Source organism: Pseudomonas sp. E141 (assembly GCF_052659885.1).
This window is the reverse complement of sequence record NZ_CP084024.1, coordinates 4473162-4484688: the sequence shown is the minus strand read 5'-3', so window position 1 is coordinate 4484688 and position 11527 is coordinate 4473162. Positions and strand designations below refer to the sequence as shown.

The 11527-nt window shown below is 59.8% G+C and carries 10 protein-coding genes and 1 pseudogene; 4 read left to right on the top strand and 7 right to left on the bottom strand.

Annotated features, from left to right (window positions below; genetic code table 11):
• Window positions 1-884 precede the first annotated feature (884 nt).
• On the top strand, window positions 885-2312 hold the full coding sequence (sbcB, locus tag GKKCFE_RS20140) for an exodeoxyribonuclease I (RefSeq protein WP_445577017.1): 1428 nt from the start codon (window positions 885-887) through the stop codon (window positions 2310-2312).
• Between the two features lie 93 nt (window positions 2313-2405).
• On the opposite strand, the gene mvaT is transcribed toward sbcB, so the two are convergent.
• Entirely contained in the window at window positions 2406-2783 is a 378-nt protein-coding gene (mvaT, locus tag GKKCFE_RS20135) for a histone-like nucleoid-structuring protein MvaT (protein WP_047227094.1), read from the bottom strand.
• Between the two features lie 301 nt (window positions 2784-3084).
• Here mvaT and purU point away from each other — a divergent pair, with 301 nt between their 5' ends.
• Both purU and GKKCFE_RS20125 read left to right on the top strand, forming a co-directional pair.
• Window positions 3085-3933, top strand: coding sequence for a formyltetrahydrofolate deformylase (purU, locus tag GKKCFE_RS20130; protein ID WP_445577016.1), 849 nt, complete (start codon window positions 3085-3087; stop codon window positions 3931-3933).
• 58 nt (window positions 3934-3991) lie between these two features.
• A complete protein-coding gene (locus GKKCFE_RS20125) occupies window positions 3992-4183 on the top strand; it encodes a hypothetical protein (RefSeq protein WP_047227092.1) in 192 nt (63 codons plus the stop codon).
• Between the two features lie 7 nt (window positions 4184-4190).
• Here GKKCFE_RS20125 and GKKCFE_RS20120 read toward each other — a convergent pair whose 3' ends face one another.
• The 5 genes and pseudogenes from GKKCFE_RS20120 to GKKCFE_RS20100 all read right to left on the bottom strand — a co-directional run.
• A complete protein-coding gene (locus GKKCFE_RS20120) occupies window positions 4191-5186 on the bottom strand; it encodes a lysylphosphatidylglycerol synthase transmembrane domain-containing protein (protein WP_139049273.1) in 996 nt (331 codons plus the stop codon).
• A complete protein-coding gene (locus tag GKKCFE_RS20115; RefSeq protein WP_139049387.1) occupies window positions 5183-5950 on the bottom strand; it encodes a DUF2334 domain-containing protein in 768 nt (255 codons plus the stop codon). The genes GKKCFE_RS20120 and GKKCFE_RS20115 overlap by 4 nt, the downstream gene beginning before the upstream one ends.
• 16 nt (window positions 5951-5966) lie before the next feature.
• The gene (locus tag GKKCFE_RS20110) at window positions 5967-7088 is read right to left on the bottom strand and encodes a glycosyltransferase family 4 protein (RefSeq protein ID WP_047227089.1); all 1122 of its coding nucleotides are present in this window, start codon (window positions 7086-7088) and stop codon (window positions 5967-5969) included.
• Between the two features lie 185 nt (window positions 7089-7273).
• Window positions 7274-8038 carry a methyl-accepting chemotaxis protein gene (locus GKKCFE_RS20105; protein WP_370695207.1) on the bottom strand — a complete coding sequence of 255 codons (765 nt, stop codon included), beginning with the start codon at window positions 8036-8038 and terminating at the stop codon, window positions 7274-7276.
• Between the two features lie 141 nt (window positions 8039-8179).
• Window positions 8180-9019, bottom strand: a pseudogene (locus GKKCFE_RS20100) (HAMP domain-containing protein); the annotation flags it as partial.
• A gap of 332 nt (window positions 9020-9351) precedes the next feature.
• On the opposite strand from GKKCFE_RS20100, the gene GKKCFE_RS20095 reads away from it, so the two are divergent.
• On the top strand, window positions 9352-10839 hold the full coding sequence (locus tag GKKCFE_RS20095) for a helicase HerA-like domain-containing protein (RefSeq protein WP_445577015.1): 1488 nt from the start codon (window positions 9352-9354) through the stop codon (window positions 10837-10839).
• A 206-nt stretch (window positions 10840-11045) separates the two neighbouring features.
• Here the strand turns inward: GKKCFE_RS20095 and GKKCFE_RS20090 are convergent, their stop codons facing one another.
• The gene (locus tag GKKCFE_RS20090) at window positions 11046-11501 is read right to left on the bottom strand and encodes a DUF721 domain-containing protein (protein ID WP_047227086.1); all 456 of its coding nucleotides are present in this window, start codon (window positions 11499-11501) and stop codon (window positions 11046-11048) included.
• Window positions 11502-11527: the final 26 nt, after the last annotated feature.

Here is an 11527-nt window from a genome sequence, read left to right as displayed (position 1 = left end):
GTTCGAACGTTCAGTCTCGGTCCCGATGCTAGCAGTCTTCGTGCGGGCAAACGACATAACTATGTATGTCATTTCATGGCTTGCCACAGGATTCAGGGCCCGAACACAAAAGCAGAACCCCTGTGGGAGCGAGCTTGCTCGCGATGACCACGGCACATTCAGCATTGCCGTTTCAGGCAGACCGCTATCGCGAGCAGGCTCGCTCCCACAGTTTTGATTGACGGTGTTCACGCATTTTGCACCCGCCACACATCCCTTGTGGGAGCGAGCTTGCTCGCGATGACCACGGCACATTCAGCATTGCCGTTTCAGGCAGACCGCTATCGCGAGCAGGCTCGCTCCCACAGTTTTGATTGACGGTGTTCACGCATTTTGCACCCGCCACACATCCCTTGTGGGAGCGAGCCTGCTCGCGATGACCGCGGCACATTCAGCATTGCCGTTTCAGGCAGACCGCTATCGAGAGCAGGCTCGTTCCCACAGTTCTGATTGACGGTGTTCACGCATTTTGCACCCGCCACACATCCCCTGTGGGAGCGAGCTTGCTCGCGATGACAGCGGCACATTCAGCATTGCCGTTTCAGGCAGACCGCTATCGCGAGCAGGCTCGCTCCCACAGTTCTGATTGACGGTGTTCACGCATTTTGCACCCGCCACACATCCCCTGTGGGAGCGAGCTTGCTCGCGATGACGGCGGCACATTCAGCATTGCCGTTTCAGGCAGACCGCTATTGCGAGCAGGCTCGCTCCCACAGTTTTGATTGGGGTGTTCACTGATCCGGTGTCCGCCTCAGATCCCCTATGGATTTCAAATGTCAGGCAACGCTGGCCGCAGGTGGGCTCGAAGGCCTAGACTTCGCCAGTCTTCAACCCAGGAACGCCCCGTGACTTCTATCTTCTGGTACGACTACGAAACCACCGGCATCAACCCGCGTTGTGACCGGCCCTTGCAAGTGGCGGGGATCCGTACCGATTTCGAACTCAATGAAATCGACGAGCCGGTGAACCTGTATTGCCAGCCCAGCGAGGACATCCTGCCGCATCCGGCGGCTTGTGCGATCACCGGCATTACCCCGCAATGCCTGGCCGACAAAGGCTTGACTGAAGCCGACTTCATGACCCGTATCCACGGGCAACTGGCCGCGCCCGGCACCTGTGGCGCCGGTTACAACACCCTGCGCTTCGACGACGAAATGACCCGCTATAGCCTCTATCGGAATTTTTTCGACCCGTACGCGCGCGAGTGGCAGGGCGGCAATAGCCGCTGGGACCTGATCGACCTGGTGCGCGCCGCCTATGCGCTGCGCCCCGAAGGCATTGTCTGGCCGCAAGAGGAGGGCCGCGTGACCCTCAAGCTGGAGCGCCTGACCGCCGCCAATGGTATTGACCACGGCCAGGCTCACGATGCGTTGTCGGACGTGCGCGCGACGATCGCCTTGGCCCGTCTGATCCGCCAGAAACAACCCAGGCTTTACGAGTGGCTGTTCCAACTGCGCAGCAAACAGAAAGTCATGGATCAGGTCCGCCTGTTGCAGCCTATGGTGCATGTTTCCGGGCGTTTCTCGGCCGCGCGCAACTACATCGGGGTAGTTTTACCATTGGCCTGGCACCCGAAAAATCGCAATGCCCTGATTGTCTGTGACTTGCACCTGGACCCGCTGGGTTTGCTGGACCACGATGCTGAAACCCTGAGGCAACGTTTGTATACCCGCCGTGAAGAACTGCTCGAAGGCGAGTTGCCGGTGCCTCTCAAACTCATTCATATCAACAAGTGCCCGGTGGTCGCGCCGCTCTCGGTGCTGCGTGCCGAGGACCAGCAGCGGCTGCAACTGGACATGGACGTTTATCAGGAGCGTGCGCTGCGGCTAACTGACGCACAGCAAGTTTGGCAGGATAAACTTCAGGCCATTTATGGTCGCGAGGATTTCACGGCCAGTGAGGATCCCGAGCAGCAGTTATACGCAGGCTTCATCGGCGACCGCGATCGTCGATTGTGCGAGCAAGTCCGCATGGCTGACCCTGCTCAATTAGCTTCAGAACACTGGCCTTTTGATGATGAGCGTTTACCGGAGTTATTGTTCAGATATCGCGCGCGCAACTTCCCTGAGACCTTGACCGGCGAAGAGCAGGAGCGTTGGAGACTTTTCTGTCAGCAGCGTTTGTCCTCCCCGGAATGGGGGGCGCCTAATACCTTGCAAAGTTTTGATGAGGCGATGGAGGAATGGATGGCCGTTTCCACGCCATTGCAGCGCGAGGTACTCGTAGAGTGGCAGGGCTACAGCCAGCAATTGCGTAAACGTTTAAGCCTTTGAGTGGCGATGAAGTGGGTAAATCGCAGGCATAAAAAAACGCCAGCAATCGCTGGCGTTATTCTGTTCGCATAAAGCGGCGCGAACCGGTGAGGCTTAGCCCAGCAGGGTTGCCCAACCTTCAACCACGTCACCGCCCCACTTGGCTTTCCACTCTTTCAGAGTCTTGTGGTTGCCACCTTTGGTTTCGATGACTTCGCCGTTGTGCGGGTTTTTGTATTGCTTAACTTTGCGAGCGCGTTTGGTGCCGGTAGTTTTTACGGCGCCACGGGTTGCCTTGCTCGATTTGGCTTCTGGATCCAGCATGGCAATGATGTCACGCAGCGATTTCTGGTATTCGCCCATCAGCGTGCGCAGTTTGCCTTCGAATTCCAGTTCTTTCTGCAGCTTGTCGTCTTTGGACAGAGCTTTCAGGCGTTCTTGCAGTTCTTTGATTGCTTCTTCGGTGCTGCGGTATTCATTGATCAAGGACATGAGGACTACCTTATGTAGGACGCGGGTGACAAGGAGACAGTGAGGCAATAGTAATCAGACAGTTTCATCAAGTAAACATTTAACCGATGTTTTATTTAATTAATTAGTGCAGCCTCGCAAACGGCGTTGCAGTTAAATACTGAAACACAGTCTTCACATCTGCTCACAAATATAGCGTGTTGCCAAAGGTCCGGCCCATTGCTGCCCGGGCAGACAAATGTGCGCGGCGTGTCATCGATACTGCAGTTTTGCCGCGCAATGGCTAGAATGGCCGCCTTTGTGAAGTTCTGGAGTTCCCCTAATGCGCACTTTTCGGCTGGTGATCGCTTGCCCGGACCGCGTCGGCATCGTTGCTAAGGTCAGTAATTTTCTGGCGTCCCATAATGGTTGGATCACTGAAGCGAGCCATCACTCGGACACTCACAGTGGCTGGTTTTTCATGCGTCACGAAATTCGTGCCGACTCGCTTCCCTTCGGCATCGAAGCCTTTCGTGAGGCGTTCGCACCGATTGCCGAAGAGTTTTCGATGGACTGGCGAATCACCGATACCGAGCAGAAAAAACGCGTGGTGCTGATGGCCAGTAAAGAATCTCACTGCCTGGCTGATTTGCTGCACCGCTGGCACAGCGATGAGCTCGATTGCGACATCGCCTGTGTCATTTCCAACCATGACGCCTTGCGCAGCATGGTGGAGTGGCACGGTATCCCTTATTACCACGTTCCGGTCGACCCACAGGACAAGCAGCCGGCGTTTGCCGAAGTTTCGCGGCTGGTCAAAGAGCACGACGCCGAGGTGGTGGTGCTGGCCCGCTACATGCAAATCCTGCCGCCTTCCTTGTGCAGCGAATACGCGCACAAGGTCATCAATATCCACCACAGCTTCCTGCCGTCGTTTGTCGGTGCCAAGCCGTATCACCAGGCCTCGATGCGGGGTGTGAAGCTGATTGGCGCCACCTGCCACTACGTGACCGAAGAGCTGGACGCAGGGCCGATCATCGAGCAGGACGTTGTGCGCGTCAGCCACAGTGACAGCATCGAAGACATGGTGCGTTTCGGCCGTGACGTGGAAAAAATGGTACTGGCGCGCGGCTTGCGTTATCACCTGGAAGACCGAGTGCTGGTGCACGGCAACAAGACCGTGGTGTTCTGACTACACTGCAAAGGGCCTGGGCGAGTGATCACCAGGCCCTTTTTTCATGAGGTTCGCCATGACCGACCCATTGGACAAAGCCACCTCCCGAGCCCCGGCGACCCTGGGTGAGGGGTGCCTGAGCCGTTACGATCCTGAAGCGTTGAGCCCGGAGGATGGCACGGAGTTTCCCGACGCTGCGCAACTGTGGAAACAAATGCACCCCGAGGACGAACCAGCGCCTGCAAAGCCTGAAAGCGGTGAAGTCTAAATAGGAGTCACGCCTGTCGCAGCTTGATCAGTTTCTTGATCAATGGTCGCCCGACCATCAAAAAGAACACGGGTCCACCGGCGACCAGATAAAAGTAATAGGTCACCGCCCGCCAGATCAGAATCGCCGCTGCCGCTGTGGATTTGCCCACCATGGGCGCCAGCAGCGCCGCCGAGGTCAACTCTGCCGCCCCGGCGCCACCGGGCAGCAGGCTGAACTGCCCTGCGCTCAAGGAGAGCATCTGGATCAGAAAGCTCCAGGCCCACTGCAAATCCGCCCCCAGTCCTCTCAACGCCAGATACAACACGCTGTAGCGCAGGGCCCAGTGAAGGCAGGTCAGGCCGAAGACCTGGAACAGGGTCTGACGGGGCAATTTCAGGGTGTCGGTAAATGCCGCCAGAAAGTGCAGGATCTTGCGTCCCCAGCGTTGGCGAGTGGCGGTCTTTACCCGCAGATGTCGCAATAACCGAGCGCCCAGCAGAATCAGTTTGCGGTGGTAGCGGGCCACCAGCACGCAGCCGAACAGTCCGCCAAACAACGAGAAGGCACTCAATGCCAGCATCCATTCGATGCTCTGGCTCAGGTTCTGGAACAAGGCATAAAACAGGATGCCGACCAAGGCGCAGAGGAAAAACAGCAGATCGCTCAACTGATCCATGGCAAACACCGCGCTGCCATGGGCCGGACGCACGCCGTTGCGCGCCAGCAACGCCATCAGCGTCAGCGGCCCGCCACTGCCGCCGGGCGTGGCACACATGGCGAACTCGGTAGACATGACGACGCCAATGCTTTTCAGCCGGCCGACGCGCCCGCGGTGTTCACCCAGCAGCAAACGCAGGCGCACGGAGTTCAAGCCCCAGCACAGGACAATCATGCCAAGCATGGTCAACAGCAGTGATAAGGGAAAGCGCTGCACCCGCGACCACATCTCCCCGCCACCCATCAACCACGGCACCAGTAGCGCCAAGAGCAAGGCGGCGCCCAGCCATATCAGCCGTTTCATGCCGCGTCGCTGACCCGCAGGCCCTGGGTCGCCAGCCATTGGACCTTGGTCATCGGCACGCGGCCGTCGTTGAGCAGGCGTTCGAGGGTGCGCAACCAATAATCCCGGGAGAACCCATGGCGCATGTCGACGGGATGCAGGCCAAGGCGAATGACTGGCGCCTGGCGCCAGCGCTGTTCACGTTGATCATTGATGACTTTGGAAAGGCCACGGCGCCAGGCGCTGCGGGCGCTCCATACCAGTCCCGGAGCGTCGATCGGGGTGAAGTCCGGCAAGCGATAGAGATGCTGGGGATCGCTGGTGTAACTCAGTGGCAACTGGCGCAGTGCCTGGCGCGTGCCTTCGCTCATGAGCCAGGCCGGAGCGACGAAACCCTCCAGTGGCCACTGATAGCGCTGGAAGGTTTCGACACCCGCGCGCAGGCGGGCGAGGGCCGCCTCCTCGGACAGGCTGTAAAACTCGCCTTCGTGGGTATACACCCGGCGCATGAACCAGTCCTTGGGATGAGTCGCCGGCGGACCGTCGTCGCAATGGTAGTAGCCGTGCAGCACCAATTCGTCGCCGCGCTCGACCCGGTTGTCGAGCAGGCGCCGAAAACCGGGGTGATCCTCCAGCGCGTTGGCGTGGTGAAAGTCCGGCACCACCAGCCAGGTCATTGGCACCTGGCCGAGGGCGTCGACAGCTTCGACGAAGGGCTGGTAGTCGGGCCAGGTTTGCGGCGCCACGTCATGCAGCACCAACAGTAGGCTGGGCGATTGATTCATCGACACGGACTTCACCTCAACCATTGGCCAACAGGGGCAGTTGTTCACCCAGGACGCTGTGGTAGTGGCCCAACAGGCTGTTGACCACCGAGTCCCAGGCGTAGTGACGCTCAACGTGCTGGCGCGCCAGCACACCGCGTCGCTGACAGCCTTCGGCAAATAGCTGCCGCACGGCGTTGGCCATGGCCTGTGGATTGTCGGGCGTGCATAGCAGGCCGCAGTCTTCGTGGACGATTTCGGTGAAGGCCCCGGCCGCCACCGCCACCACGGGGATACCGCTGGCCATGGCTTCGAGGATCACCAGGCCGAAGGTTTCCTGGTCACCGGCATGCACCAGGGCATCGGCGCTGGCCATGAGCCGGGCAACTTGCGGCGCCGGACAGAACTCATCGACCACCGTAACGTTGTCCGGCACCACGGCGGGCATGGACGAACCCACCAGCAGCAGGTGGTAACGTTCGCCCAGGCGTTTCATGCACTTGAGCAGCACCGGCAGGTTTTTTTCCCTGGAACCGCGACCGGCGAAAATCAGCAGGCGCGTGTCTTCGGCAATTCCCAGTTCGGCACGCAGTTCCGGGTCGCGGGCGGCGGGGTTGAAGGTTTGCAGATCCACGCCCAAAGGCTGCACGTAGACGTTCTTGACCCCCAGCCCGATCAACTTGTCGGCCATGACCTGGCTCGGCGCCAGGACCCGGTCGAAATTGCCGTACAACTTGCTGACATAGGCTTCGATGTTGGGCGTGAACCAGTTGCCCATGCGGTTGCTGACCAGCAGCGGCAGGTCGGAGTGATAGAAACCGATCACCGGCACATCGAGCTGGCGCCGGGCATCCAGGGCAGCCCATGCGGTGAGGTAGGGATCGCCGACTTCAATCAGGTCCGGTTGTAAATCACGCAGGACATTGCGCCAGGGCGCCAGGCGAAGCGGGAAGCGGTAGCCCTTGCCGAAAGGCAGGGCGGGGGCCGGAACCTTATAGATCCCGTCGTGCTCGCTCAGATGCGCGCCAGGGATCAACAGACTGTGACGAATTCCGGGCCGATCACTCAGGCGCCGGTGCTTGGCATCCAGATAAGTGCGCACGCCGCCGCTGGCGGGGGCGTAGAACATGGTTATGTCCGCTATGTGCACGATGAACATCCCTCCGGTCTGTATTCTCCTTTGTTGACCTTTAGTAAGAATAGATGTTCGGTTGGGGTTGTGGGCGGTGGAATGTCTGTCAGCAGTGTGTCGTTTGAGAGGGGCCTATCGCGAGCAGGCTCGCTCCCACCATGGATCTGTGTTGTGCACAAAACCCCGTGGAAGCGAGCCTGCTGGCGATGACGTCAGATGCGGAAACTGCCCACCAGTTGCTTCAACCGCGCCGCTTGCTGCTCAAGGTCTGAGCAGGCGCGCAATGTCGATTGCAGGTTCTCCACGCCTTCCTGGTTCAGCGTGTTGATCTCGGTGATGTCCACGTTGATGGATTCCACCACGGCCGTCTGCTCCTCGGTGGCGGTGGCCACTGACTGGTTCATGCCATCGATTTCACCGATGCGCTGGGTCACGCTGTTCAGGCGCTCGCCGGCCAGGTTGGCGATTTCCACGCTTTCCTGGCTGTGGCGCTGGCTGTCGTTCATGGTCGTGACCGAATCCCGGGCGCCGACCTGCAACTCCTCGATCATGGTCTGCACCTGTTGCGCCGATTCCTGGGTGCGGTGGGCCAGGTTGCGCACTTCATCGGCCACCACGGCAAACCCGCGCCCGGCCTCCCCGGCCCGGGCTGCCTCAATTGCAGCATTGAGGGCCAGCAGGTTGGTTTGCTGGGAAATGCTGGTGATCACCTCCAGGATCTGGCCAATGTTCACGGTTTTGCTGTTCAGCGATTCAACGTTGCTGCTTGAGGCACTCAGCAAGTCGGACAAGCGATTCATCGCGGCAATGCTGCGATCCACCACTTGTTGACCATCCTCGGCCAGGCCACGGGCGTCGCTGGCCTGATGGGAAGCTTGCGCTGCATTGCGGGCGATTTCCTGAGCAGCGGCGCCTAATTGATTGATGGCCGCGGCCACGCTGTTGGTGCGACTGGCCTGCTCGTCGGAATTGACCATCGAGGAGTTCGACGCGCTCACCACCCGCAAGGCGACTTCGTTGACGTGTTCGGTGGCGGAGGACACTTCGCGGATCGAATTATGGATACGCTCCACGAAACGGTTGAACGCCGTGCCCAGAATGCCGAATTCGTCCTGATTCTGGATCGTCAGACGTTTGGTCAGGTCGCCGTCGCCATCGGCAATGTCTTCCATCGCCCGGGTCATCACATGCAGCGGTTGGATCAGCAAGCGGATCAACATGCTCAGCAGTGCAATGATGAACGCCACGGCAATGACCGTCGCCACGACGGCCGAGGTGCGGAAATCGCTGAGCATCGAGTAGGCCTTGTCTTTGTCCACCGACACGCCGACGTACCAGTTCACCGAGGGCAGGCCCTTGATCGGCGTGAAGGTCACGATGCGCGTTTGGCCATCGACTTCGACTTCGCTGATCTGGTCGCTGATCTTCGGGGTGTTCGTCGGGTAGGCTTCGGCCAGGGTTTTCATGACCAGGGCTTTATCCGGGTGTACCAGGATCTTGCCGTCGGCGCTGATCAGGTAGGCATACCCCATGCCGTCGAAATTCACGGTCTTGAGGTTGTCCACAATGGTCTGCAGGCTCAGGTCGCCGCCCACGACACCGACATTTTGCGTGGCGTTTTTCGAGGCGCTGGCGATGGAAATGATCAGCCCGCCGCTGGCAGCGTCGATGTAGGGTTCGGTCAGGGTCGAGGTGCTGCTGCTTTGTGCGCCTTTGTACCAAGGACGTACGCGCGGATCGAAACCGTCAGGCATCTTCGCATCGGGGCGAATGATGAAACTGCCCTGGGCATCGCCAAGGTAGGACGCCATGAAGGTCGAGGTCAGCGCTTTTTGTTCCAGCAGGTGGGTGACGCTGCTCGGGTCGGGGGTGACGGCGATGTTCTGGGCCAGGTTCTCGATAAGCAGGATGCGGCCGGTCAGCCAGGTCTGAATGTTATTTGCCGTGACAGCACCCATTTCATGCAGGTAGCTGTCCAGATCGTCACGGATGGCATTGCGTTGCAGGTAATCGTTGTAGGTCGTGAAGGAAGCGAAGGCTGCAATCACGATGAGCGCGGCGGCTATTAGAATTTTATGGCTAAAGCGCAGGTTTTTATTCATGGCACGGGAGTCCGCTAAGGTCTTGATACGCTAAGCGTGCTTATATATAAGCGCGCAAAAATGGCTTCATAGTGAAAAAAAGCTGATATTTCCTCCTCTCCTTAGGGAATTATCCGACCTTGTTTCAGTAGGGTCTGTCGCTTTAGATATCGGCCATGCAAGGCCATAGATTAACCACAGGTGACGAAATGCCTGACTCATCGCAACTTGTTATTGGCGCCGACCTTGCCGGCCAACCCATCGCCCAGGCCCTGCGTCTGGCTAACCGTCATGGTCTGGTGGCAGGTGCCACCGGCACCGGCAAGACCGTCACCTTGCAACGCCTGGCCGAGACGTTCAGCGATGCCGGCGTTGCGGTATTCGCCGCAGACATCAAGGGCGACCTGTGCGGCCTCGGCGCCGCCGGCAATCCCCAGGGCAAAGTCGCCGAGCGTATCGCCGGCATGTCCTGGCTCGGCCACAAACCCCAGGCTTATCCGGTGACGTTGTGGGACATTCATGGCAAGTCCGGTCATCCGCTGCGCACCACCCTGAGTGAAATGGGCCCGCTGTTGCTCGGCAGCCTGTTGGAACTCACCGACAGTCAGCAATCGGCGCTGTACGCGGCCTTCAAGGTTGCCGACCGCGAAGGCCTGTTGCTGCTGGATCTCAAGGACTTGAAGGCACTGCTCAATCATCTCAGGGACAACCCTGAGCTGCTGGGGGACGACGCCGCTTTGATGACCACCGGTTCCAGCCAGGCTTTGCTGCGGCGCTTGGCCACATTGGAGCAACAAGGCGCGGATGCGCTGTTCGGTGAGCCGGCCTTGCAGCTTGAAGACATCCTGCAACCGGCCAGCGACGGCCGCGGCCCTATCCATTTGCTGGACGCCAGCCGTCTGGTGCATGAAGCACCAAAAGTCTACGCAACGTTCCTGCTCTGGCTGCTGGCCGAGTTGTTCGAGCAATTGCCCGAGCGCGGCGACGCGGACAAACCGCTGCTGGCGCTGTTCTTCGATGAGGCCCATCTGCTCTTTGCCGATACCCCCAAGGCGTTGCAAGAGCGGTTGGAGCAAGTGGTGCGGCTGATTCGCTCCAAGGGCGTGGGGGTGTACTTCGTGACCCAGTCGCCAGGAGACTTGCCGGACGACGTGCTGGCGCAGTTGGGCCTGCGCATCCAGCACGGCTTGCGGGCCTTCACCACCAAGGAGCAGAAATCCCTGCGGGCGGTGGCGGACGGTTTCCGGCCCAACCCGCAATTCGATGCGCTGACGGTGCTGACCGAGCTGGGTATTGGCGAAGCCTTGGTGGGCACTTTGCAGGAAAAGGGCACGCCGCAAATGGTCCAGCGTGTGCTCGTGGCGCCGCCACAGTCGCGGATCGGGCCGTTGACCGAAGTTGAACGCGCCGGGCTGATCGCCCGTTCACCTTTGCAAGGGCGTTATGACAAACCCATTGATCGCGAGTCGGCCTATGAAGTGCTGATGGGGCGCAAGGGCTTGGAGCCGCAAGCCGAAGAGGCACAGGGCAAGGCGACTGCTGAAGAACCGAGCTTCACCGACAAGGCCGGGGAATTTCTCGGTACGGCGGCCGGCCAGGCATTGAAATCGGCGATGCGCCAGGCCGCCAATCAGTTGGGACGGCAACTGGTGCGTGGGTTGATGGGGTCGTTGCTGGGGAGCAAAAAGCGCCGGTAACCGGCTCGGCACAGTTCAACATTGTGGGAGCGAGCCTGCTCGCGATGGCGATTCAACAGGCGCCAAATGTACCGACTGATCTGCCGCTATCGCGAGCAGGCTCGCCCCCACAATTGATCTGTGTCGTACACAAAATCTGTGTCCACTGAAGATCCCCTGTGGGAGCGAGCCTGCTCGCGATAGCGATTCAACTGGCGACCTGGATGTCAGTCCTTGGGCCGCGCATGCGCCGCCAACCGCTCCAGCGCCGCCCGCAGGTTGGGGTCGGTGATGCCATCCGCCGTGGCCTGGATGGTGGCGGCTGCGTCGGTGGACAAGTCCAGCGTGTGCCCCTTGACGGCGACTTGCACCGTGGGCGGTTGTACCTTGAACAGAATCCGCGTCAGGCCGGCAAATTCCTCGAACGCCTGCAATTGCCTCAGCAGGCGTTTTTGCTGATAGCGCAAGCGCGTGGCCCAGTGACCGTCCGTGACGATCAGCAGCAGGCTGCCTTCGCGCCAGGAGGCCACGTGGCAGTGCTCGCGAGCGGCGGGCTGTAATTGGCTGTCCAGCAGGCGCTGCAAGTGACCCAGTCGTTTGGCGTGGCCGAAGATGGCTTTCAGCGGTTTGGCTTCGCGCAGCAGAACGGCGGGAACCTTGGCTGGAAGAGGGCGAAAGGCCATGAACGAATACCGCAAGTGACAGAGGC

Bases quoted from the DNA above. Each gene is read 5' to 3' on its own strand.
- GKKCFE_RS20115 (WP_139049387.1), bottom strand. From the start codon at position 5,950: ATGAATCAATCGCCCAGCCTACTGTTGGTGCTGCATGACGTGGCGCCG.
- GKKCFE_RS20120 (WP_139049273.1), bottom strand. From the start codon at position 5,186: ATGAAACGGCTGATATGGCTGGGCGCCGCCTTGCTCTTGGCGCTACTG.
- purU (WP_445577016.1), top strand. From the start codon at position 3,085: ATGCGCACTTTTCGGCTGGTGATCGCTTGCCCGGACCGCGTCGGCATC.
- GKKCFE_RS20110 (WP_047227089.1), bottom strand. From the start codon at position 7,088: ATGTTCATCGTGCACATAGCGGACATAACCATGTTCTACGCCCCCGCC.
- GKKCFE_RS20125 (WP_047227092.1), top strand. From the start codon at position 3,992: ATGACCGACCCATTGGACAAAGCCACCTCCCGAGCCCCGGCGACCCTG.
- GKKCFE_RS20105 (WP_370695207.1), bottom strand. From the start codon at position 8,038: ATGGTCAATTCCGACGAGCAGGCCAGTCGCACCAACAGCGTGGCCGCG.
- GKKCFE_RS20090 (WP_047227086.1), bottom strand. From the start codon at position 11,501: ATGGCCTTTCGCCCTCTTCCAGCCAAGGTTCCCGCCGTTCTGCTGCGC.
- mvaT (WP_047227094.1), bottom strand. From the start codon at position 2,783: ATGTCCTTGATCAATGAATACCGCAGCACCGAAGAAGCAATCAAAGAA.
- GKKCFE_RS20095 (WP_445577015.1), top strand. From the start codon at position 9,352: ATGCCTGACTCATCGCAACTTGTTATTGGCGCCGACCTTGCCGGCCAA.